The organism is Pontibacter populi (assembly GCF_019336435.1).
Lineage (GTDB): Bacteria > Bacteroidota > Bacteroidia > Cytophagales > Hymenobacteraceae > Pontibacter > Pontibacter humidus.
On record NZ_JAHWXQ010000003.1, the window covers coordinates 291,516 to 314,100 of the forward strand.

Sequence of the window (22,585 nt, forward strand, 5' to 3'; positions counted from 1 at the left end):
TATCAAATAAGTTTTTGTTAAAGACTGAAGTTGAACAAAGCCTTTAGCTTGGCACTTGCTTTATCGCGCATCATCTTATTAAAGTTGCGGCGATCAGATTCCACATCCCGGATCACAAATTTTGGGTGGCGGAGCGGAAACTCGATCTCCTGTTCGTGTACCTGTGCTTTTTTATCATGCAGGTTAAACGTGTGGGTAGCATCCTCGCCGAAGCCTATGTTACGAACCAGGTTTACTTCCGGAACAATGCAAAGGCCGGAGTTGCTGTACACTGTAAACTCCCACTGGTAATCCCATACGTCGCCTTTCTGTATGTTGGTAAACGTTTCTTCGAGCTTGCTTAACCGGTAAGTTTCTTCCAGTTTGTTCAGGAAAATGCCGTTTAAATAGCCTTTGTTCTTTAGCTCGCTATAGTTACCCAGGTTAAAGTCGTATAGTTGCCAGGCACGGCGCCAGGTAGCCCAACCCCAGCTATTCACTTTATCAGAGAAGTAGTACGAGTAGTCGGAGTCGCGGCGCCAGCCATCCAGGTAGTTATTGCCGCTGATGTGCATCACGCGGGTATCTTTCTTATAGCGCTCAAGTGTCTCCTGGCAAAACCAGAAAAAGCTTTGCGATGGAATGCAGTCATCTTCCAGGATAATGCCTGTTTCTTCGTTTTCGAAGAGCCAGGAAATAGAGCGGGAGGGAGCTACACCACAACCCAGGTTCTGGTCCTGGAAAAGCGTTTTTACTTCACAATCCCAGTCTACCTGTTCCACTATACGGCGGGTTTCAGCGCATCTTTCAGCATCGGTGGCTACATGGGCGCGGGGGCCGTCGGCAGCAACATAAAGTTTTTTAGGTTTAACCTGCCGAATGCGTTCAAATACTTTTTGGGTCGTGTGTGCTCTGTTAAATATGATCAGCAACACCGGAGTGTGCAGCGGTTCTTGCGGTAATGAAGTATTCATACATCAATAAGGGTTTTAGTATATTCTTCTACTGCTATTAATAAGAAGAAGTTGTGGCTTCTACGGTTGATGGAAGCGTACGTTGAGGAAAAAGTCGCCGGGCTTTCATTCGTAGCCCGGAATTCTTTATAAAACTTACATATGGTACATGTTCTACTTCAATGGCGGCTATAGTCCAACCTAAGATGCCATAGAAGAAAACAGGAAGCACATAGGAGATCGAGAATATGAAACTGCTGCATATAAACGCAACCAGCATGATCTGGTTTATAGTTAGCACGCGCTTCTTAAACGCCTGAACGATAGGGTACAATGCAATAAGCAGGTACAAGCCAAATCCGACTAAGCCGGTATAAAAGAAGATTTCTAAATAAAAACTATGGAAGTGATGGCCGTGGCCGTCTTCGAAAACCGGAGCGTCAATATCATCTCTCCAGAATTGGATAGGTAGCTCAAATCCATCAAAGCGCATTCCGAAAAAGAAGTTATCCTGTATAAACGGCAGGTAAGACATGATCTGGATATAGCGCCAGCCACCTGTTCCCTGTTTATCATAGTTCTCTATATCCGAGAAGTTCTCCTGTACTTTTTCGATGATCTCGGGGTGAATGGAAAGCACAAAGCCACTGGCAATTACACCCAGAATACCGACTAAAGTACCAACAGGCAGCAACTTGGCTACGAAATTTATAGGCTTGTCTGTTTTTAACCTTATAAAGAAGTAATAAATCACCAACACGAAAGCTGTCGAGATCCAGACGGTACGGTGCTGGAAAAAGAAGATGGCAAAGAGTACAAAAAAGGACCAGAAAAGGCTCATGAACTTCCCTTTATAAAAATAGTTGCTCATGAAGTATAGAAAAGGTACTACCAGCATGTATACCGAAGTAGAATAAACACCTCGTTCGTGGTTAGTGAAAGCGGAGATACTGAGCGTATGTGGTTTGATAAGCAATACATTTAACCAGAAACCGATCAGAATGAACCATACCACGTGGCTGGTCTTGATATAGTAGTTTGCTTTATAAAAGGTATAGACAAAGAAGGAATAGGAGAAAATGAGCACCTTCACGAACACGTGGGGGTACACCATAAACGACCCGTAAACATACTTTGATTCGAAAACGAGGCCTGCCACATACAATAGCAGCATAAAGAAGGCAAACCGCATATAGGTTGACATGCGCTGAAAATAGATCAGGCAGTACACAATGGATAACACAGCTGATCCTTTCACCAACGTGTTAAGCAGCAATTCCTGGCCAACCGGATTATCAGGCATGGCAAGCTCAATGTACATGTTATCCATGAAGAGGATAAGAGCCAGGGGAATTACAAAAAGAAAGGAGTAATTCAGTTTCATGGTATAACTTGGTTTAACAGCAACTATAGTTCACCTTATAAGCTATGCATGTCGTTTTACGCATTGTTACGGTGTAGTGTGTCAGTTCTATTTGGTGTTTAAAATGTAACTCTTGTATAGTTGAAATGCCCGTCCTGAACGTGTACTTAACTTATCTGAAAGGCCGGTTTTAGTTAAAATAGCCTGTATCTCCGATTTCAGGATCTTGTGCGGGAACAACAGGCTGAGTATTGCTAACAATATAGCTCCTGTTATAACCTGGGCAACTAGTATAAGTAAAGGTGCCAGCGCTGTAGTACGTAAGAAAGAGCTGAACAGATATAGTAAAACGCCGATTACAGCACCATTAATTATCCCGGGTAAATAAACGGATAGTTGTTGCCTGTATGGGAGTATCAGAATTTTATGCATTGCCCGCTGATAAAAGAGGGTACGCACCAGTTCTGCCAGCAAAAATGCCATTGCAAATCCCTGTAAGCCAAAGCCTTTTAATGAGAACATTAATATTCCCAGCACGGATACAAAAACGATATTGAGAACGATCTTAGAATTTAAAGCTGCTTTAGCGTCGCAGATAATGCCTGCGAACATGGTTATTAAGTTTATGGCAACCGCAAAAGAAAGGATTTGCAAAATAGGAACCGACTCGCCCCACTGTTTGCCGAGCAGCACATAAACCAACTCTGGCGCTGCTACAAAAATGCCGGCACACGCAGGTATAACAAGGGCTATGACCAGTGTTATACTCGAGAGATAAACTTTACCCAGCTTTTCATTATCAGCCTGCATTTTACTGAAAGACGGGAATATAACCTTCGAGATGGTGCGGGTAAGCATGTACATAGGCAAACTTACCAGCTTATGGGCCCGGTCGTAAATACCCAGTTTATAGTCGCCAAGTAAACGCCCGATCAGAATAGAAGGTAAACTAGCGGAAAACCACTCCAGTAAACTGTTTACAGACATTTTGCTCCCATAGCTGAACAGGGGCTTCCAGGCGCTCCATTTAAAAAGCATGATGATGTTATGTCTAACTATAGCATAGGAGCTTAGTCCAACTATAGTTGCCTGCGACAGCGACGCAATTATCAAACTATAAACGCCAAAATCCAGGTAAGCCAGCAGTACGCCTATACCCAGGTAAGAAATAACATAGGAGCTTGTTTCGAGAATACTGATGGCTTTAAAACGCATGTTGCGCTCCAGTAAACTAAATGCCGTTGCTGACATACCATTTACCAGGAACGTTAGCGACATTACGCGTACTACAGGCGCTACATCAGGGTTTTTGAAAAGCTGGGCAGCCAGTGGAGCAAGTGCGCATACCAGGCCTGTAAAAACAAGACCCAGCAAAAAGGAAGAGGTAAAAGCGGCACGTATGTGCTCATTCTTCAGCTCATCGATCTGGATAAGGGCTTTGTTAAGACCCATGTTGGCGAAGTATCCGCCAAACTGCAGTATTATTATAGAGATAGCAACTAATCCGAAAGCTTCAGGATCTAGTAGTCTCGCCATGATAGAGGTATACCCTATCTGCATTACAGCATTCGCTATAGTTGATATGGTATTCCACTTTAGGCCGCTGATGGCCTTAGATGCTAAACTCTGTCCCATTCCCTCAAAACTGTCTCGTAAATAGAGCTGTAGGTGTGTTTAACCTACAGCTCTTCTGGTGTATTTATTAATTTGACGTGCTATACGTAATAGTATTCTGCCTTACGCTTATAGCCATACTCGTAGGTGTTGCTATAGTCAAGGTCATTTATAATTGTATAGATGTTCTTGATCTTTTTAGCAGCATATAGTTCTTCTATCTGGGCTAGCAGGTCGCGGTTGGTATATTTGTGTTTTACTACATACAGGTTTACATCCATGTGGCGCATGAGTACAAAATACTCAGAAACAAAACCGATAGGAGGCGTGTCGATCACCACATAGTCGTACTCTTCTTTCAGCTGGTTTATCAGTTGCTGCATTCTTGGCTGTTCCAGTAACTGAAGCGCGTTTTCAGGTATCACGCCACACGGTATAATGTCCAGGTTTTCGTTCTGTGTTTTCTGAACAACTTCATGCAACGGCAGGCCTTCAGTCAGGTACGAAGACAGACCTACATTAATAGTATCTTTAAAATACTTCGTGAAAGTAGGCTTGCGCATGTCTGATTCTATCAACACTACACGCTTGCCCGATAGCGCCAATTCAGTACTAAGGTTTACAGAACAGAATGTTTTGCCTTCACCTGATACAGAAGATGTAATACCGATCACTTTAAAGTTACTGTCAGACATCAGGTACTGCAGGTTAATGCGTATTGACCTGAACGACTCTGCAATGGCAGAACGTGGCATGTTCTGTACGGCAAGCTTATCTGCTTTAGGGCTATGTGCCACTACACCCAGGAATGGAATGCTGGTAATATTGCTCAGGTCATCTTTCCCTTGTACAGTGTTGTCAACATTGTTCATCAATATCACAAAACCGGCAGGTATAGCCATACCTATAAGCAGCGCAAGCAGGTAGATCATTTTCGGCTTCACGTTAACCGGGGCGTTGCCTACCATAGAGGCATGATCCACTATCTTTTTGTCGGTAGTGTTAGTTGCCAGCGCGATAGCTGCTTCGCTGCGTTTTTCCAGCAGGAAGTCATATTTCTTAGCTATAAACTCAGACTCATTCTGTAAGTCCATAAGTCTACGCTCGTGTTCAGGCAAAGAGGCCAGGTTTCCTTCAATTTTGCCAATTCGCTGGTTAACATCGTTAATGGAAATGTCGGCCGAACGGATCAGGTTTTTAAGGTTGGCAACTATAGCGCCTCTGGTGTTATTTATCTCGCCTTCAATTTTGCGAAGCATTGGGTTTTCAGCGCTTGCTGTAACACTATAGCCTGCCTTTTTCTGATTCAGGTCAGCTAACTGCAGGAACAGGTCATTGATGATCGGACTCTGGATGCCGGCCACAGTAGGAGATACAGACTGCGCGATACCATTACCGTTCTGCACCTGGTCAAGTATCGCTTCAAAATAAGACTTGTCCGTGTTAAGCTTTGCACGTTCTGCTTCCAGTTGTGATAGCTTCTCGTAGCTGATGTTTGACTGCACACCGATATTGGCAATGCGGTTCGTAGACCTAAATGATGATAAAGCCTGCTTACTCTGGCGCAGCGAGTCGGTTAGCGTAGCCAGCTGTTTATCTATAAACTCCAGTGTTTTCTGACCATTAAGGTTCTTTTCGTCCAGGTCACGTGCTACGTATGTTTCCATCAGCTTATTCAGGAAAGCAAGCTGTTTTTCAGGTATACTTCCTTTTGTTGATAAGGACAGCACACGTGCTTCACGCTCGATAGGGGCAACCCCTAACGAAGCCTGATGTTGTTTCACAAGACTTTCAAGGCTGTTGATCAGGAAATAATATTCTTTACCCGGAGCCAGGTCTTCTACTTTGTTACGCTCCAGTGTAAAATTCAGGAATTCGCTTTTGTAGGGCTCGCCGAACTTAAGCTGCTTTTTAAAGTTTACTTCCGGTATCGCTTCAACCACGCTGTGCGTCTTAAAATTATAGCGCGACACATGCTCAGCTTCAATATTGATCTCATAGGTTTTGTCATCCACTAACCGGACAACTATAGGAACATCTACTAACTGATGTGCATTGGTATCCAGGTTTACTGTGTAAGGAGCAGATTCGTACTGTTCCTCCACCACCAGGTTTCCTATTTTATTCAGCCAATGATCAGATACCTTATAGTATGCTACCGCAAAGTCAAGGCCCTGAAGTGCTTCTCTGATTACTTCAGCAGATTGTATTAAACCAATCTCATCCTCAACTTTAATACCTTTGCTTTGTACCTGTAAAACCTCTAACAGCTCCTGCGCTTTCTTAGATCCGGTCTGCTGGTCGCCGAGCAGGAGAGTGGCTTTGAATTGGTAAACACGCTGCGAAGTTTTAACATATACATAAGCAACTGCAAGCGATATAAGGGCAAAGGCAGCAAATAAATACCATTTTGACCTAAACTTAAAGAACCAGCTTTTTAAGTCTATTTCGTGACTTTTTTTATTTTTTCTCATCGGTTATTTCAGATAATTAAGCAACAAGACACCAGTAGAGATGATGCTGAGCATTACACCCACAACCACCAGGTTTTCCCGGCTCAATTGTGTTTTACGTGGCTCTACATAAATTACATCATTTGGCATCAGGTAATAATACTGTGATTGTACGAGGTTGGGATCGGTGAGGTCTAACAGTACAACCTCAGATTGATCTCCTTTTTGCCTGATCAGTTTCACGTTCTGTCTGCTGGCTCCCTGGGTCAGGTCGCCGGCCATACTTAGTCCTTCCAGCAGGTTGGCGCGGTCGTTATAAATATGATAACGGCCAGGCGCTTTAACATCTCCTAAAACGCTTATTTTAAAACTGATAAGCTTTACAACAACGGTAGCGTCTGTTATATAGCGGTTAAGGTTACGCTGGATCAGATCCTGGGCCTGTGATGTGGTAAGTCCTTCCATCTTCAGTTTACCAACCGTAGGCAGGTTTACATTGCCCTCATTATCTAGAGTATAGCCGCTGAGGTACATAGAGCCAGGATCAGACATACCAAAAGCATTTGTAGGGTTTACAATGTTAAACATGTCGGCCATGTCCGGGTCTACGCTCAGCACTTTAATAGATAGTACATCGTTTGGCTGTAGCTTATATACTGAATAAGAAGTGGCGTGTGTTGTTGGTGTAGTCTCCTTATAGTTCGGGTTCTGCATGTAAACAAGTTCCTTTTTGGTCATGCACGAAGAAACAAGCACAAGGAATGAGAGAAAATATAAAAGGTTTCTCATGATTTTATGTAAGGGTGTTGTGTTAAGGGTTAAGTAATATTCTGAAATATTACAGTAGTTGAGTAAATCGGGGCTTTTATACTACCCTGTTTATTAGTTCAGGCATATATACTTCTCTTGTTAAAAAAGGGTTCTTAATAAGTTTAATATTTTAATATGTTATTTTTTGGTCGGGCTGCTATTTGCTTATAAACAAAAAGATACCCTCAGGCAATTTGTTGAAAAAGCAGGGCTGCATCTCTTTTAAAATGATTAAAATGCAAATTGTAGGTCAGCTAAAGAGATTGTCGGCTCCCTGAACAGAACCTGAGATTTATAAAATAGCAAGCCGGTTAGTGTGACCGATGCAGCCAACGGTTTATTACTTTAATAAATCTCAATTTTTTTGCTTTCTAGCTCAGGCTTGATCAATTCCTTTTCAGGTGTGGGTTCTGTTTTTGAAAGCAGCTTGTACATTAGCGCCAGGTGCTGACGTAGGACGATCTCTTCAGAAAAGTTATTCCTTACAAACTGTTGGGCAGTCTGTTCCATGTTTAACCTAAGTTCTTCGTCGCCTAACAACTTTGTTATGGCGTCGGCCATACTATCCGGAGAATAAATGTCGCATAATATGCCAGCCTTGCCATTATCTAACAGTGTTGGTACAAACCCGCTTTTTTCTCCGCCTATCACAGCAGTGCCTACAACCATAGCCTCCAGTAGCGCCATCCCAAACGATTCTTCCATAGACGGGCATACCAGTACTTTTGCGCCTGCTACCTCTTCTAAAACTTTCAGGTTAGGTAATGGGCCTACAAACCGCACTCCATTAGCTAAGCCTTTTGAAAGTGCATACTGGTTGGCAGGGCCGTCCTTTTGCATATCCACACCTACTAAATGCAGTGCTACATCCGGGAATTTTTTTCGTGCTTTCTGAAATGCTTCTAAAGCCAGATGTATATTCTTGCGTTTGGTGAAACCGTTTGAAGAAGCAACTATATAATTGCCCTTTGTCCCGCCAGGAGCTTTTATAGTTTCGAGCTCATCCGGATAGAAGTTAGGGATAACTATAGTTTTGGCCCTTGTTGCTGCAGATAGTTGTTTATAGGTATAGTCAGAGTTGGCAACCAGTACGTCAGACTTTCTTATTACCCGGTAATTCATCATCCACCTTACTAACCTGAACGGGTCGAACTGCTTCAGCAGGATCTTGAGGGCTACATCGTGTATGTTAACTATAGTTGGAATACCAGAGCCTAATGCAGCCAATGCATATTCATATGTCCAGAAGGCACTGATAACCTCAGCAGGATGCGCCTTGATCATTCTTTTCAGATCTTCTACCTCAAAATTGAAAAATCGTCGTCCGGGTTGTTTTTTTTCTCTGCTGACACAAACAGTCAGTTTACCACTTTTAAGCACTTGGGGCTCTGTAATGTCAGGCGAGTTTGTGTATACAATAACCTCGTGGCCACGTTTAAGCAGTGCGTTAACAAAATAAGAAGTAAGCGGAAATGTATTTGTTAAAGGGAGCGAGTTTTTCGGTATATCCCAGTGTAGTAGTTTAAGGTCAACAGGGCCACATACGCCAACAGTCATCATAGGTAGGGGATTTCGTAAACAGTCTATTATTGTAAGCTTGGAAAGAGAGGACAGCAATACTGCTGCGCCGACTGATACATATACTTATATAAAGTTGCTGGGTTTTGAATAATTTATTTCTTTTTTAGTGTTTAAACTGTAATTGAGTCGTATTCTTCGTATTCTTCAGTAAGCCCTCTGTAGTTGCAAGTAATGACATGAAAGATGCGGCCTCGTATAAATTATAAGCAAACCAAATTTTATCTAACAAAGTATATTATCGAAATTATTTGGTTTGTTCCAAATACACTCCCGAAAGCGGTACTTAGAATCTCCAGAGCTTTTATCCCGATGAAGACGACTTTAAGAAAAACAATACGGCAGATAGACGTGATGATTGCGCCCCTGGTACTTTCTGCGGTTAAAGAATTGAATGCTCTTAATACGTATCTTTTTCATGCGCTTTTTAAAGATAAAAATGAGCTGTCAGCAGGTATTGCGGACCCGCAGCAACAGGTAACAGTTGATATATTCCGCCAGTTTATTGCCTACCATAAAGAGAAGGATTACACGTTTGTTTCACCGGCTGATGTGCTGCAGGGGCTTGCGCCGGATAGAAAGTATATCATGATTACGTTTGATGACGGATATTATAATAACCTGCGTGCCATACCTGTACTTGAAGAATTTAATGTGCCTGCACTTTTCTTTATATCGGCAAACCATGTGCTGCATAACAAAGCTTTCTGGTGGGATGTGGCTTACCGCGAAGGCAAAAAAGCAGGCATGACGGATGAAGCACTTTTAGCTGAAAAAAAATACCTGATAACCCTGACCGATGATGCCGTAGATGCTTATATCATAGCTAAATATGGCCCGGAGTGCTTTAAGCCGGTAGGGGATACAGACCGGCCCTTTACCCCTGCAGAACTGAAAAAGTTTGCACAGCATCCGTTGGTACATATCGGAAATCATACCTGCGACCATGCCGTGCTTATAAATTACGATGCTGAAGGTATAAAAGAACAAATAGGTAAGGCCCAGGATATTATAGCGGATATAGTTGGGTATCGGCCAGTAACGATAGCGTACCCTTGCGGGGAGTTTAACGACACTGTTTTACAGGTTTGCAAACAGGAAGGTATTAAGCTGGGAATTACAGTGGAACACGCCAAAAACTTTAGTCCGCGGCTATACGAGCCGGATAACTTGCTAACATTAAACCGCTTTACTATCTGGGGTAACGAAGACCTTAAAAGCCAATGCGATTTCTTTAGGTCTGACTACCATGTGCTTGATAAAGTGAAAGGGGTGTTGCAGAAGTTTAAAGCAAAAGGATAACCTGACTGGATTTACAAATTATAAAGGCACTGCTATAGTTTAGCGGTGCCTTTTCTGGTTTGTAATATGATGAGAGCAACTATAGAGTAGGCCCTGGACAGTTAATAATGGAACAATTATACTTTCTTTGCCCTTAGAAAATCCATTACATGAGTTGAGTTCTGAAAGCTGGTGCGTTGCGGAAGCCCTTCGTATTCTGATTTGTAAAAAAGTTCTTTGCAGATCTGTAACTCTGTTGGGTCAGGAATCAGGTCGTTGTTCCAACCTACCAATAACATACCATCTGGTTTAAGTATGTTATGCAGCGCTTTATAGGTTTGTTCCTGCATTTCCCGGGTGTCAACTCCATGCCCGAAAACGCCGTTCAGCAAAACTATATCGAAGCTGGCGGGGGCTACAAAGTTATCTATATCTAAAATACTGGCTACTAAATGTTTCTTGCCACCCCAGATCACATTGTTCTCATCAATGTCTACCGTAACCAGGTCTACGCCTCTGTTAAAAAGTTTAAGCGATTCCCAGGTATAATAAGCGCAGCCTACAAACAGGATACGGCCTTGTTCTAGTTTGGCAAGTCTGGGGTAAAGTTGTGTGTTAAGCCAGATACGGTCCGGCTGCTTTCTAAAATACGTATCATCCAGGCGGAAATTCAGAAGTAGCCACCGTTTCAGGGGCAGGTAAAACTGGTTCTTTAAAGAAGAACGGTTTTGTATGCCCATAGCATTGCCAGGTATAGTAGCAAGTTGTGCCATGTTCGTATAGGTTTAGGGTAATATTATACCCACTCTATACTATCGGACCTATCATTGGGTTTTATGTCTGAGGGCTGGCTCAAAAAAAAGAACCACTCCGGGAATTGCATTAAGTGCATTGCCGGAGTGGTTCGTCTTTGGCTTATACTTTTATTAATTACTCAATCCATTTAGTGCGCTTTTGCTTGGACGGGCGCTGCTTGGTACGCTGCATACGAAGCGCATCAGAAGGCCTGCGTTCCAGCTGCTGGGCAAAACCATCGTTATGTTCCAGAATACTGCCTTTCAGTTTCCAGCCCATTGGGAAAAAATCGGCCACTTTTGTGGCTAAAGAATCAAGATCAGGTGCGGTTATAATATTGTACTCCATAGTGATATAACTAACTTCAAGGACAATATAGAAAATAAAAACACAGGTTGTACGGCCGGGCTACGGAATTTTAGTGAAGAAGGTTATATTTTTTTAAAAATTAATAAACGCATTGGTATAATTATATAAAACACAGCCTATTACTCCAGTTTGTTGGTTTAAGTCCAATTGACAGATGGCCAGTGTACAGCATAAGTTCAGGAATAAAAGCAAATAACCTGTTGATCTATAAGTTACAGGTTGGTATTAGCGATGAATGGTTTCAACGTTTAGCTAAGGGTAAAATGTAACTTATTAAGTATAAGCCAACTATAAACTCACTAATAAGGATCCGTAATCCGCGCCAGAACGGTGCAATATTATGAACAGAAAGGTCTGTAGATTAAATTTCAGGTTCCTCTAATGTATCAAGTTTTATCTTTTCGATCAGCAGGTAATTTTTAAACTGGTGGATCAGGCGTGTCATCTCCTGTTCTTTTTGGTCAAGTGCTGTTACTTCTTCATTAGAGTCAGACAAAACAGGGCGAAGTCTGTTCAAACTTTCCTGCATCTGCGCGATTGACTGCAGGATATGCTCGCGCATAGCTGGATTCTGTTCCGTTTCCAGGGTAGTTTCCAACTCCTTCATATAGACTTCTAAGAACTCTACCAGGTGCCACGGGTTGTTAGGGCGATTCCAGGTAAAGGTGATGTTGCACCTGCGGCATTTATAGGTGTTGCAGCGCCAGCCGTGCTCATTGCTTGTTGTGCCAGTACGCTTCAGCATATCTGCGTGCTTGCATTGCGGACACTGTGCATTATCTTCTACCACTTTTTCCAGGCGGGCACGCTTTTCCAGGATAATACTTCGGTTCTGGGCATGTGTGTATAGTTGCTGCTCCAGGTTCTCACAAGCTGAAGTCAGTTTTTCGTGTTCAGGGTCCAGCTGGCCTTTGTCGATCAGCAATTTAGCACGCTTACTAAAAAAGCGGATTAATTTGATCAGTTCACGCTCGTTGGCTTTCAGTTCTGGCTGCTTCATGGGTTGTTAAATTGCTGGATTGTTCGGTTGTTAAGTGTTGCTTCCCGTTTTGTGTTACTTAAACTAGTAGTAAACCTCGATAAATAGGAAACTGTGTGTATATGGTGATCTTAAAAACTACTGTGTTATAGTATATGGCTGCTCTACTGCTAACTCTTTTCGCGTGTTCGTTTGTAAATGCGGATGGCCAGCATCAGGATTGCCGAGAAAAGTATTAGTCCGATAATGCCCCACAGCATGCTCAGCGAACTTTTCAGCACCACCAGGAACACAATACTGATCAAAAAAAGTGTGGCTACTTCGTTCCAGATGCGCAATTGCGTAGAAGTATACTTTAATGTGCCTTGCTGCTGCTGCTTAAAAATAGCATGACACAGGAAATGATACACGTAAAGCCCTATTACAAAGCATATTTTCCAGATAAGCCAGTTAGGTGTGCCGCCATACAAATTCCACATGCTCAGACCGAATATAAGCGTTAGTACTGCCGATGGCCAGGTTATGCCATACCACAGCCTCTTCTGCATGATCTTAAACTGCTCCTGTAATATAGTTCTCTCAGGTTCCGGTTTCTCAGCAGCCTCCGCAAAATATATAAACAGCCGCACAATGTAGAACAACCCGGCAAACCAGGTAACCACAAATATGATGTGCAGCGCCTTAACGTAGAAATAATAGTCCATGAACTATAGTAAGTTTGCTACAAAAGTAGTTCATAATATAGTAACTAAAAATGTAGGTTTCTCAGTGGAGTGTAAAAGTTGAGTGTAATCCGGAAGTAAATGGGATTAGATTGATTTTGCGTTTAGGGAAGTCCTGGCAATGTGCGTAGCTCCTGCTAGTGTCTGGTCTATAGTTTCTCTTTTGTCATTTCGACGTCAGGAGAAATCTATCTCAGCTTATAGTTAGAGACTTTGCGACCCGAACGAAGCCTTCCTATCATAACCAATTCCAATCCTGGGAGCTCTACAAATCTATTGTTTCAATCCAGCTTTGGTGTCCTCACGGCCGGGAGGCCCCGTCTTCGGGCATCGCGCGGTGTACATTTCTTTTATTCGTCCCTCACAATACCTTCGGTACCAGAAATCTACAAGGCGCTCAACCCAAAGACTGATACGTTTCTTATGGCAACCAGCATCTATGGTTTGAACCGGTAAGCTTCGATCTTTATCGTGGTGGTAATTTCAAAGGGACAGGTAAACCTGTCCTGCTCTTGGACTTAATCTATAGAATGATAGTTTAGAAATTGGCGGAGGCAGAGAAGTCCCCCTTCGAAGGGGGCAGGGGGATGATAAACAGGAACTATAGAACTATAGATCTGATAGTAACTATAGCCGAAATTCCCCTCTCGGGAGGGGTAGGGGTGGGTTAAAATCGCAGCTATAGAATTATAGAGCAACTATAGCAATGGCAGTAAAAGCTCTTCGCCTTAGACAAGGGGGGCTGAGGTGATTGGACCTTGCCAACTATACAACAATAACCTCAACTACAAGACACCAATCAATCCATCAAACACCTTAATCACGGAATAAAAAAGAGCTGCCCCTAAGAACAGCCCTTTAAAAATCAAAATCCAAATCTTACAAAATCAATTCTATCCCATTCATCCCGGTTCAGGCAATTTTATTTATACTGACTTACTAAACACCGGGGTAGTTGGCTGTTGCGACCATAATCTGGCATCCAGGCACATGGCTATGTTGCGCACGAATGGGTGACCAGCAGGGAGGATAGTAATACTGTTGCTTGTATACTCTACTAATCCATCGTCGGCAAGTGGCTGCAGGCGGACCAGGGCATCATTAAAGTATGGTGCAACTGCTGTATCCCAACTGGTGCTAAACTGGCACATCAGGTTTGTGATGTGCTGGCGGATCAGGCGGTCTTCGGCGGTTAGTTCGTGTCCTTTCAGAATTGGCAGAACACCGGAATTAACAGCAGCTTCGTAGGCTTCCACTTCTTTAATGTTCTGCATAAAGGCAGTACCTGTATCTGATATGCTCGAGCAACCCAAACCGATCAGAAGCTCAGTGTGGCGTGGGGTGTAGCCCATAAAGTTGCGGTGCAGGGTTCCGTTTTTCGCAGCAATGTATAGTTCGTCAGTTGGCAAGGCAAAGTGGTCCAGGCCGATCTCTACATAGCCGGCTTCTTCCAGCATGGCGCGACCCATCTCGTATAAACCACGTTTTACGGATGGTTCCGGCAGGTCCTCTTCTGAGTAGCGTCGCTGGGCTTTACTCTTCCAGGGCACGTGAGCGTAACTATAAAACGCAATACGCTCCGGACGAAGCTCTTTTACTTTTTCTATAGTATAGCGCACACTCTCGGCAGTCTGCATTGGCAGGCCGTAAATAATGTCGCCGTTTATAGATGTATAGCCAATTTCGCGGGCTGCATCAAATATCTCCTTGGTCTTAGCAAAAGTCTGGATGCGGTTTATAACAAACTGCACTTTTATGTCGAAATCCTGGACACCTACACTCAGTCTTCTGAAACCAAGATCGTAAAGCACCTGCAGTTGCTCGGCATTGGTAGCGTTCGGGTGTACTTCTATACTTAAAGCGGCATCGGGGGCCAGTTCAGCTTTCTCCAGCAGTTTGCCCAGCATCACTTTCAGGTTCTCGGCTCCGAAAAAAGTGGGTGTACCACCACCCAGGTGCAGTTCTGTAATGCGCGGCTTCTTCCCGAAAACCTGCAGGTAGCGTTCCCATTCCTTTAAAATGGCTACTATATAGGGCTCTTCAACAGCGTGGTTCTTGGTAATGCGCTTGTTGCAGCCGCAATAGGTACACAATTTCTCGCAAAAAGGCAGGTGCATGTACACACTAATGCCATCAGTATCGTTGGTCTTATCGAAAGCCTGTTTTACGTGTAGCATCCAGGAGGCTTCGCTCAGGGGAGTTTCGTCCCAGAAGGGCACAGTTGGGTAACTGGTGTACCTCGGAGAAGGCACATCGTATTTGGCAAGTAGTTCAGATGGTGTAGTTACTGGTGCGGTCATAACTTCGGTTTTTTGTAAGCCAGCCTATAGTTTGGGCTGAATTTCTGTTACAAAGGTCCGAAGAAGCTGCGCCGCAGGAAATGATATATGTCAGTCGTAGGGAAGTAGAAAGGGAGATATTTGTCAGGTTTGGGAAACTATAGTTTGATGGTGTTTAAGAGTGTTATCGTTTTTTGTTTGAGAATATAAGGCGGAAAAGTGTGAAGTAAAGCAAAGGCTGTAACGAACCATCCCGTAATTGCAAACCAACCATTAGGGATAGTTTCGTTTAAACTGTCTTTATCTATAGTTACAGGTACTACTTCAGTAAATAGCGGAAGCACAGACAAGATTAAAAATGTAAAGCCAACAATAGCCAGCATAAATGCAACTATAAAATTCTTCGTCCACCATTGATTTACAGTTCGGTTAAACCTGATAGGTAAACCAATTATAAAACAAAGAATTATAGTTAGTACGGAAAGTACAGCTGCTATCACAGGCTGGAAAACTATAAAACCTATAAAACTATCAAAACCGCCAGTATAATCCAGCAGCGCAAACAGCATGTAAATGCCGACTAATACCACGAATGTAAATCCGAGTTGTAAGCCGAAGAGCAATCTGTTTAGGAGTTTATTCAATGATTTTTAAAGAGATTAAATTTCGATTTGTGATAGAAAATTTTTGATCTCATTTACATCACTTAAAGAAAGTTCGAACCATTCACCATTGATTCTTTTATTTGCAAATTTTTCATGTAACTCGATTTCAACTTCATGATAATTTAAGCACTTCTTATAATCTTCAAATTCAAAGTCGAAAGGAAGCTTAACAGAAAATAAATTGCTTCTTTGCCTAATATTTTTTGTCTTTCCTATTTTATAACCAAGCTCAGATTTAATAAGATAGATATACCCTATTTGGTTAGTTGGCTTTTTTTCTTGTTTGGGGATTACTATGTTTCGAGCTTGGTCTAAGATATCTTGGAATGTATTCAATAGATTATTTGACCGCACGTAGTTTTTCGCATATTCATTTAATTGGATGAAATCGGATTCAATATTAAACATGTCAGGCATGCTTTTGGCCCACCTCAAGTTTTCATTTTCAGAAGAGTATTTCTCAATTATTTCTTCAATCTGAATTCGAGCAACTAAATGTTTTAAGAATTCTGCTGAGGTGCAATTAGAAGGTATTAAATGCAAATTTTGATCAGCAAATTCTTTCAAGGACAAACTATAAAAGCCTCCAAATGAATGTCTCCTTGAGATCATAAAGTTATTATCAATAATTTCAAGTAGTTGTAGTATTGAATTCTCAGATGTCATACTTTGGAGTCGTAGGTTACTCTTTATGTTAGTTTTAGATAAATAGAATCACAGACTATGTTGATTACTAAATATTATTAGAAATACATCAGTCACAATATATAAACTTTATCTAATACTATAGTCTTCAAACTACAAAAGCATCTCTCCCCGAATCTTACTAACTTCACGGTTTTACTTTACCCGATTCTGACCATGAAAATTACCGTCCCAACCCTACTCCTCGACAAAGAAAAATGCCAGCGAAATATCCGCATGATGGTGAATAAAGCGAAGCGGAATAATCTCAGACTAAGGCCGCATTTTAAAACGCACCAGTCGGCGCAGGTGGGGGAGTGGTTCATGCAGGAAGGGGTAGAAGCAATAACGGTTTCATCTTTGCGCATGGCGCGGTACTTTGCCAACCACGGCTGGAGTGATATTATGGTGGCCATACCGGTAAATGTGCTGGAACTGGAAACTATAAATGAGCTGGCAGGCCGCATTCGTCTGCACCTTATAGTTGTGAACGAAGAAGTGCTGCCTTTACTGCAGGAAGGTCTGTACCACAAGGTAGCTGTCTGGCTCAAGATCGATACGGGCTATCACCGCACCGGCATTCCGGCTACCAACTATAACGCCATCGAAAGCGCGCTGCAAACTATAGCTGCCTCTGATAAACTGGAGTTCCAGGGCTTTATGGCTCACGACGGCCACACGTACAAACAAACCGATGCCGAAGCCATCCACGCTATCCATAAAACTACAGTGGAGCTACTAAACCAGCTGCGCGAGCGTTACAAAGGCCAATTCCCGGATCTGCAACTTTCCATCGGCGACACACCAAGCTGCAGCATTTTGCAAACTATAGTTGGTGTTGACGAGATCAGGCCCGGCAATTTCGTGTTTTACGACCTTACGCAGCAGCATATCGGCAGCAACAACTATAACCAGATTGCTATTTGCATGGCCTGCCCGGTTATTGCCAAACACCCTGAGCGCAACGAACTCATTATACATGGAGGTAGCGTACATTTCTCGAAAGACGTGTTGCCGGAAGCGGATGGTTGCAGCTTGTTCGGAAGGGTAGTGGAATTAACGGAAAATGGTTGGTCGGAGCCCGTGGAAGGTATTAACCTGGTGTCGTTGTCGCAGGAGCATGGTATTGTTAAAGCTACCGATGAGCAGTTTGCAAACTATACCGTTGGCGATATCATGTACATTCTGCCCATTCATTCGTGCCTCACCGCCGACAGCATGAAAAGCTATCTTACCCTGGATGGTGAGCGATTGGAACACCTGTCGGGCTTACCGGAGAGCTTTCTATAGTTGTAAACCTGGGTGAAGGGATTTGGGAATTAGCCTGTTTTATAGAGCAATTTTAGCATTGGCGTAACTTATAGTTATGCTTGGGGCCAGTTTACAACTGGTTCCCTGCGGGAACAGGAAAGGCTGCGAAAGTTTATAGTTCAGCAGAACTATAGTTTGAAAGAGCTGCATCTATAGTTCAGGTCAGTGCAAAAACTATAGTTCTATAGTTACAGCCATCGTAATTCTTGCTTTTCCAAAGCAAGTTGAAAACTTGCTGCCATACACAGCCACAAGTTACGCTAGCGCTAAACTTGCGGCAGATATGTAGTCCTGCTATTCCCGGAATCCCTTCATCCGGTTCATCTCTCTGATAACCGGTCTTACAGTCTACCAGTCATTGCTGCGTTCGTCGCGGTCGCGGGCGTAGCTTTCATAGTCTGAGTCGTAATAGCCGCCACGGTAGTAACCGCTCATGCCATAAGGTTCGTTATAGTTATCTCTGCCGGATGGATAGGGCATGTACTGTCCTGAGGAGCCATAATCGCCACGGTTGGTACCATATTCATTTCTTCGGGTTGTGCGTTCGTAGCCACTGCCCATGTAATTACCCCGATCACCTCCAAAGCTGTGGGTCGTATAGGTGTCGCGGTCAAAGTTATAGTTCCGCTGGTCTGGTCGCTGCGATCTTCCGGGTGTATAATCCCCATACAGGTCGTGTTCTCGAGGATCATAACTGCCCGAATTCTGACCATGACTGTCGTAATCGCTCATATACCCATATCGTCTGTGATGGTCATGCTCACGTTCAAAATCAGCATCGCTTCGGCTTCTTCCATGGCCGCTGTCGAATTGCGAACCTGTATGAGACGTACGCTGCGAGCCATAACCGGCGCGTGATGAACCAAATCCCTGTGCACCGCCATAACTGCCCATATTGCCATAGTTCTGCGATGTTGCATATGTTTCGGAGCCACGGTTCGCTACGTGTCGGGAGCTTCCCGCCTCGTTGCCCTGGTTCCCAAAAGTGCCTGTATAGCCTTCGTTTCCATAGCCACCGTGTGCGGGATCACCATAGTCATCAAAACTGTACCTGCTGTTGCCCTGATCGGGGTGGCGATAGCGCTCTGAACGTTGTGCGAAGTAACTTCTCTGGCTTCTTTCGTATCGGTCTGGTGTATTGTAATTCATAGCTTTAACGTGTGTAATAATGGAAAATGCTTCTAATTAAATAAACGACAGGAGAGGGCGCAGGTTAGTGGCTAGTGTGTAAATGTCTTGTTTGTAGTCATTTAGAGATGAGATGGTCTAGTCGGTTCTGGCTGAACGGGCTTTGCAACAGGCTTCACTAAACATGCTTTAAAGACCCTTAATCTCAACTACAAAAAAAGCCCCGACATTGCTGCCGGGGCTTCTATGAATTTTGCTTGTGCGCCTTATTGCCTGTATAGAGTAAGAGCTTTATAGGCGTTATTTATAGGGCTATAAGTTTCAATAAGGATCTCAGAACCCGACGTGTTGAACGTTACCGTAGTGTTTGTGCTGTATTGCACACCGGTTACGGCATCCGTGCCTGTTCCATAGTTCCATAACGCCTCAGCGCGGTATTTTTTTCCGGCTGGCACAAAATTACGCAGGAAAAAAGTACTGTTCAGTGTTACATATCCTTCAGCAACAGCCTCAGACCAATCCGGAGTATTGGCAGTTTTGAAGATAAGTCCCAGCCCCGAACCGGTGAACTTAAGTGTACCCTGCTCATTAGCCCATTCGCCTTTAAACGGTGATTCCGGTGTTCTGAAGCTAACTTCGTTGCTGTATTTTACTGCTCCGTTACTGATGTAATAACCGCGTACAAAGTATTCTGTGTTGGCTAATAAGCCTGTCATGTTACCGGTAAACGAGCCCGAACCTTCGCCAACCTTAAGTACATCATTATCTATTCTTGGGCCGCCGAATGTGTTCCAGCAAATTCCTTTTTCTTCGATCTTGGTGCCATCAGTTAAGTTAAGGTCTACTGATACACTTGCATAACTTGGGCCGATCTGGAAAGCAGTATCGGTTTTAAACTCTGTTTTTGGTTCCGTAGTTTCTTTGTCATCGCAGGCTGTAAAAATGAAAACACCCAACACGAGTAACAGCAGCGATCTGAGTACTGATCTTGTCATTGATTTTTAGTTTGTTAAAAGATGAAATGGTTTGAGTAAGAATGCTTTAGTATAGAGAAAAGCAAAACTTTGATCCTTTCTAAGGCACTTATACCATGATACATACTACTAAATTACAACAATTTATTTTCACGCTAAAAAGCTGCTAAAGCAAACGTTGTAAAGTAATTTAACAAACTATAAATAAATCCCTATAGTTCAATTTTAAGATCAACATATAATAAATTCTGATCAGTCATTTTCACCATTGCCAAACCACTTTTTCAAGGCCATGCTTCCGAGCAGAAATCCGCCTAAAGCGGCTGCTGTAGTGAGGATATCCTTTTTATGCATGCTTAGCCATAACTGCAGCGAGTCGTAGGTGGCTTCCGCATCGAAGGTGCCATGTGCGCCATGGTCGCCGGGGATAGGAGCCCACAGGTTATTCGGCCGGTTCGGGTCTTCGGGTATGTTGGTTTGCTGCCCATCAAAACCGGTTTTTGCCAGTACCCAGTCGCCTATTTCCGGTGCTATTTTGTCGCCAACTATAGCCTGCACGGTAGGGTAGCCTACATACACTTCGCGGCGTTCGTTTTCGGCAGCGTAAACTATAGCTCTGGCGGCTACTTCGGGCTGGTATATCTTGCCCATTGGTTTAGGCTTGTTGGGAAGGCGGGTCTTTACAAACATAAACTGCGTAGTGTTCATGGCAGGCAGTTGTACCATGGTTGCGCGTACGTTGGTCTTGTCGTGCAGCAGCTCTGATCTCAGCGAGTCGAAGAAGCCCTGGATAGCATGCTTGGAGCCGCAGTACGCCGACTGCAGCGGAATGCCACGGTAGGCCAGTGCCGAACCTACCAGCACGATCACACCCTTGTTGCGGGGCAGCATGCGCTTTAAAGCAGACAGCGTGCCGTAAACCTGGCCCAGGTAGGTTACTTCGGTCACGCGTTTGTATTCTTCGGGCTGCATTTCCTTTATCGGGCTGAAGACGCTGTTCATGGCATTGTTCACCCAAACCGTTATCGGGCCAAGCTGCTTTTCTGTTTCTTCGGCGGCATGCTCCACAGCAGCTGCATCAGCAACATCAACTATAAAATAAGCCGCACGACGGCCCATAGCTTCCACCTCGCTTTTAGCACCTTTCAGGCCGTCTTCGCCGCGCGCCAGCAACGCTACATCGTAGCCGTTGCTGGCAAATTCGCGGGCAATGCAGCGGCCCAGTCCTGCTGATGCCCCGGTTACTACCACCACCCCCTTGCTTTGCTGTTGTTCGTCTGTTTTCATAGTGTATGTTGGTTAGTTGCTTTTGCTCTCGGTCTGGTGCACTAGGTAGGAGGTAAGTTTGTTCCATTGCAAAGCCTGCACGCCGGCCCAGCCCCCTTCGGCCAGCAAGGTGTTGGCAAGTCCGCGGTCTCCGGCTTCTTCGCCTTTGTTGTTTATCGCTTCGTTCTTACCGATCTCGTACGCGGTCAGCTTATTTCCCTTCAGCTCCACCCGGAAAGTGCTGCTGGCTTCTTTCGCAAAAAAGTGTTCAGTTACGTTTTCGTTTCCGGGTTCGGGCTGTGGCTTCTCGCTGGGGTGCACTATAAACTCGGCTATGTTTTCCTCTTCGTGCACGTCCGTTACCCGCACCCAGTTCTCCGGCGTTGGCCCCGGCAGGTTTATCCGGATGTAGCATCCGGGTATGGTGAGTGGTCTGTTTAGCTCGTTGCCGTGCTGGTCGTAAAGTACAAATTTTGAATTGATGCCTGGCAGGTCCGACCAGCTGTTTACGTCAAATAGTTTTCTCTTTGAATCTTCAAATCCCTGCCGGGCCGAGGTCGCATCGGGGTAGGTGTTTTCGGTGCTATACACTTTGTCTTTCGAAGCATCGCCCTTCAGCACTTCGGCTTCTTCTTTTATTTTGTTGATGATATTTTTCAGTCCCATAAAATTTCTGTTTAAGCTTTTTTCTGTTACTCCAGACCTTAGAGTTACGCGACTGCAGACCATGTGGTTAGTAAAGAGCAGCAAGCAACTATAGGTATAGTGGTCTGATCTATTTAAAACGCAATCTGAATGAGCCTGACATTGTGTCTTATTTAATATAGTAAAGGTTGAGTATGATGTAGTTGTGATAACGTTGTTAAACTATAACTACAGGTTATTTTTTGGCAGAGAATGCATTTTTGGAGATAATATGGCGCCTTGTCAGTAGTTTGTTTGGAGTTTACAGGAGCAGATAAGCAGAAACCGGGCTACAGGTAGAATCAGGAAGGCTAATGCGCAGGCGTTTGGTTGTATTTTAATTTGGATATAGTTTAAAGTTAATATTTATTAAAATGAATATAAGTGATTGATTAAGCGCGTAGTAAACGGAATTGCAAGACCTTCGTTTTATAAAGTAAAACAGGCTTTGTTATGATGGTGGCAGAGATGAACATGGATAACTTCTGGGCGGGCTTTGGTATCATTGGTATTATCATCGGATTGGTGCTGCTGGTGCTGTATTGCTGGAGCGTGGTTTGGGCTTACAAGGATGCGAACCGACGGGGAAAGCCGGGCTGGATGGTCGCTATTCTGGTAGCGTTGATGTCGTGGCCACTCGGGCTTGTGCTCTGGCTATTGTTCCGGCCAAACACAACGAACCTCTCGCACGAATAAAA

Annotated in this window: 21 protein-coding genes; 3 read left to right on the forward strand and 18 right to left on the reverse strand. The window is 43.8% G+C overall.

Annotation, left to right across the window (positions count from 1 at the left end; genetic code table 11):
* Positions 1-17: 17 nt before the first annotated feature.
* From KYK27_RS13010 to KYK27_RS13035, 6 genes are all read right to left on the reverse strand, one after another.
* Positions 18-953: a nucleotide-diphospho-sugar transferase gene (locus tag KYK27_RS13010; protein WP_199110480.1), complete on the reverse strand. Its 936-nt coding sequence runs from the start codon at positions 951-953 to the stop codon at positions 18-20.
* A 37-nt stretch (positions 954-990) separates the two neighbouring features.
* Positions 991-2,316 (reverse strand): O-antigen ligase family protein, encoded by a 1,326-nt coding sequence (locus KYK27_RS13015; protein ID WP_199110481.1) that lies wholly within the window; start codon positions 2,314-2,316, stop codon positions 991-993.
* Between the two features lie 87 nt (positions 2,317-2,403).
* Complete coding sequence (locus KYK27_RS13020) at positions 2,404-3,930, reverse strand: lipopolysaccharide biosynthesis protein (RefSeq protein ID WP_199110482.1); 1,527 nt, start codon at positions 3,928-3,930, stop codon at positions 2,404-2,406.
* An 80-nt stretch (positions 3,931-4,010) separates the two neighbouring features.
* On the reverse strand, positions 4,011-6,383 hold the full coding sequence (locus tag KYK27_RS13025; protein ID WP_199110483.1) for a GumC family protein: 2,373 nt from the start codon (positions 6,381-6,383) through the stop codon (positions 4,011-4,013).
* 3 nt (positions 6,384-6,386) lie between these two features.
* Entirely contained in the window at positions 6,387-7,151 is a 765-nt protein-coding gene (locus KYK27_RS13030; RefSeq protein WP_199110484.1) for a polysaccharide biosynthesis/export family protein, read from the reverse strand.
* A gap of 366 nt (positions 7,152-7,517) precedes the next feature.
* Positions 7,518-8,732, reverse strand: a complete 1,215-nt coding sequence (locus tag KYK27_RS13035) for a glycosyltransferase family 4 protein (RefSeq protein ID WP_199110485.1) — start codon at positions 8,730-8,732, stop codon at positions 7,518-7,520.
* Positions 8,733-9,062: 330 nt separating this feature from the next.
* On the opposite strand from KYK27_RS13035, the gene KYK27_RS13040 reads away from it, so the two are divergent.
* A complete protein-coding gene (locus tag KYK27_RS13040) occupies positions 9,063-10,052 on the forward strand; it encodes a polysaccharide deacetylase family protein (RefSeq protein ID WP_199110486.1) in 990 nt (329 codons plus the stop codon).
* Between the two features lie 116 nt (positions 10,053-10,168).
* On the opposite strand, the gene KYK27_RS13045 is transcribed toward KYK27_RS13040, so the two are convergent.
* From KYK27_RS13045 to KYK27_RS13075, 7 genes are all read right to left on the reverse strand, one after another.
* Positions 10,169-10,804, reverse strand: a complete 636-nt coding sequence (locus KYK27_RS13045; protein WP_199110487.1) for a class I SAM-dependent methyltransferase — start codon at positions 10,802-10,804, stop codon at positions 10,169-10,171.
* A 157-nt stretch (positions 10,805-10,961) separates the two neighbouring features.
* On the reverse strand, positions 10,962-11,174 hold the full coding sequence (locus KYK27_RS13050) for a DUF1737 domain-containing protein (RefSeq protein WP_199110488.1): 213 nt from the start codon (positions 11,172-11,174) through the stop codon (positions 10,962-10,964).
* A 382-nt stretch (positions 11,175-11,556) separates the two neighbouring features.
* On the reverse strand, positions 11,557-12,195 hold the full coding sequence (locus KYK27_RS13055) for a hypothetical protein (RefSeq protein WP_199110489.1): 639 nt from the start codon (positions 12,193-12,195) through the stop codon (positions 11,557-11,559).
* A gap of 149 nt (positions 12,196-12,344) precedes the next feature.
* Entirely contained in the window at positions 12,345-12,878 is a 534-nt protein-coding gene (locus KYK27_RS13060) for a CopD family protein (protein WP_199110490.1), read from the reverse strand.
* A gap of 944 nt (positions 12,879-13,822) precedes the next feature.
* Positions 13,823-15,196, reverse strand: coding sequence for an oxygen-independent coproporphyrinogen III oxidase (gene hemN / locus KYK27_RS13065; protein ID WP_199110491.1), 1,374 nt, complete (start codon positions 15,194-15,196; stop codon positions 13,823-13,825).
* Positions 15,197-15,333: 137 nt separating this feature from the next.
* Positions 15,334-15,798, reverse strand: coding sequence for a hypothetical protein (locus KYK27_RS13070; protein WP_199110492.1), 465 nt, complete (start codon positions 15,796-15,798; stop codon positions 15,334-15,336).
* Positions 15,799-15,834: 36 nt separating this feature from the next.
* On the reverse strand, positions 15,835-16,506 hold the full coding sequence (locus KYK27_RS13075; RefSeq protein WP_199110493.1) for a GIY-YIG nuclease family protein: 672 nt from the start codon (positions 16,504-16,506) through the stop codon (positions 15,835-15,837).
* A 195-nt stretch (positions 16,507-16,701) separates the two neighbouring features.
* Here KYK27_RS13075 and KYK27_RS13080 point away from each other — a divergent pair, with 195 nt between their 5' ends.
* Positions 16,702-17,814 (forward strand): alanine racemase, encoded by a 1,113-nt coding sequence (locus KYK27_RS13080; RefSeq protein ID WP_233150429.1) that lies wholly within the window; start codon positions 16,702-16,704, stop codon positions 17,812-17,814.
* A gap of 39 nt (positions 17,815-17,853) precedes the next feature.
* On the opposite strand, the gene KYK27_RS18450 is transcribed toward KYK27_RS13080, so the two are convergent.
* From KYK27_RS18450 to KYK27_RS13100, 5 genes are all read right to left on the reverse strand, one after another.
* A complete protein-coding gene (locus KYK27_RS18450) occupies positions 17,854-17,985 on the reverse strand; it encodes a hypothetical protein (protein ID WP_255532116.1) in 132 nt (43 codons plus the stop codon).
* Between the two features lie 198 nt (positions 17,986-18,183).
* Positions 18,184-18,984 (reverse strand): hypothetical protein, encoded by an 801-nt coding sequence (locus KYK27_RS13085; protein ID WP_199110494.1) that lies wholly within the window; start codon positions 18,982-18,984, stop codon positions 18,184-18,186.
* Positions 18,985-19,229: 245 nt separating this feature from the next.
* A complete protein-coding gene (locus KYK27_RS13090) occupies positions 19,230-19,958 on the reverse strand; it encodes a hypothetical protein (protein WP_199110495.1) in 729 nt (242 codons plus the stop codon).
* Between the two features lie 231 nt (positions 19,959-20,189).
* Positions 20,190-21,224 (reverse strand): SDR family oxidoreductase, encoded by a 1,035-nt coding sequence (locus KYK27_RS13095; protein ID WP_199110496.1) that lies wholly within the window; start codon positions 21,222-21,224, stop codon positions 20,190-20,192.
* Between the two features lie 12 nt (positions 21,225-21,236).
* Positions 21,237-21,869 (reverse strand): hypothetical protein, encoded by a 633-nt coding sequence (locus tag KYK27_RS13100; RefSeq protein ID WP_199110497.1) that lies wholly within the window; start codon positions 21,867-21,869, stop codon positions 21,237-21,239.
* 471 nt (positions 21,870-22,340) lie between these two features.
* Here KYK27_RS13100 and KYK27_RS13105 point away from each other — a divergent pair, with 471 nt between their 5' ends.
* Positions 22,341-22,583 (forward strand): hypothetical protein, encoded by a 243-nt coding sequence (locus KYK27_RS13105; RefSeq protein ID WP_233150430.1) that lies wholly within the window; start codon positions 22,341-22,343, stop codon positions 22,581-22,583.
* Positions 22,584-22,585 lie beyond the last annotated feature (2 nt).

Excerpts from the sequence above, each read along its gene's own strand:
- KYK27_RS13010 (WP_199110480.1), bottom strand. The coding sequence starts at position 953 with ATGAATACTTCATTACCGCAAGAACCGCTGCACACTCCGGTGTTGCTG.
- KYK27_RS13015 (WP_199110481.1), bottom strand. The coding sequence starts at position 2,316 with ATGAAACTGAATTACTCCTTTCTTTTTGTAATTCCCCTGGCTCTTATC.
- KYK27_RS13020 (WP_199110482.1), bottom strand. The coding sequence starts at position 3,930 with ATGGGACAGAGTTTAGCATCTAAGGCCATCAGCGGCCTAAAGTGGAAT.
- KYK27_RS13025 (WP_199110483.1), bottom strand. The coding sequence starts at position 6,383 with ATGAGAAAAAATAAAAAAAGTCACGAAATAGACTTAAAAAGCTGGTTC.
- KYK27_RS13030 (WP_199110484.1), bottom strand. The coding sequence starts at position 7,151 with ATGAGAAACCTTTTATATTTTCTCTCATTCCTTGTGCTTGTTTCTTCG.
- KYK27_RS13035 (WP_199110485.1), bottom strand. The coding sequence starts at position 8,732 with ATGATGACTGTTGGCGTATGTGGCCCTGTTGACCTTAAACTACTACAC.
- KYK27_RS13040 (WP_199110486.1), top strand. The coding sequence starts at position 9,063 with ATGAAGACGACTTTAAGAAAAACAATACGGCAGATAGACGTGATGATT.
- KYK27_RS13045 (WP_199110487.1), bottom strand. The coding sequence starts at position 10,804 with ATGGCACAACTTGCTACTATACCTGGCAATGCTATGGGCATACAAAAC.
- KYK27_RS13050 (WP_199110488.1), bottom strand. The coding sequence starts at position 11,174 with ATGGAGTACAATATTATAACCGCACCTGATCTTGATTCTTTAGCCACA.
- KYK27_RS13055 (WP_199110489.1), bottom strand. The coding sequence starts at position 12,195 with ATGAAGCAGCCAGAACTGAAAGCCAACGAGCGTGAACTGATCAAATTA.
- KYK27_RS13060 (WP_199110490.1), bottom strand. The coding sequence starts at position 12,878 with ATGGACTATTATTTCTACGTTAAGGCGCTGCACATCATATTTGTGGTT.
- hemN (WP_199110491.1), bottom strand. The coding sequence starts at position 15,196 with ATGACCGCACCAGTAACTACACCATCTGAACTACTTGCCAAATACGAT.
- KYK27_RS13075 (WP_199110493.1), bottom strand. The coding sequence starts at position 16,506 with ATGACATCTGAGAATTCAATACTACAACTACTTGAAATTATTGATAAT.
- KYK27_RS13080 (WP_233150429.1), top strand. The coding sequence starts at position 16,702 with ATGAAAATTACCGTCCCAACCCTACTCCTCGACAAAGAAAAATGCCAG.
- KYK27_RS18450 (WP_255532116.1), bottom strand. The coding sequence starts at position 17,985 with ATGCAGCTCTTTCAAACTATAGTTCTGCTGAACTATAAACTTTCGCAG.
- KYK27_RS13085 (WP_199110494.1), bottom strand. The coding sequence starts at position 18,984 with ATGAATTACAATACACCAGACCGATACGAAAGAAGCCAGAGAAGTTAC.
- KYK27_RS13090 (WP_199110495.1), bottom strand. The coding sequence starts at position 19,958 with ATGACAAGATCAGTACTCAGATCGCTGCTGTTACTCGTGTTGGGTGTT.
- KYK27_RS13095 (WP_199110496.1), bottom strand. The coding sequence starts at position 21,224 with ATGAAAACAGACGAACAACAGCAAAGCAAGGGGGTGGTGGTAGTAACC.
- KYK27_RS13100 (WP_199110497.1), bottom strand. The coding sequence starts at position 21,869 with ATGGGACTGAAAAATATCATCAACAAAATAAAAGAAGAAGCCGAAGTG.
- KYK27_RS13105 (WP_233150430.1), top strand. The coding sequence starts at position 22,341 with ATGATGGTGGCAGAGATGAACATGGATAACTTCTGGGCGGGCTTTGGT.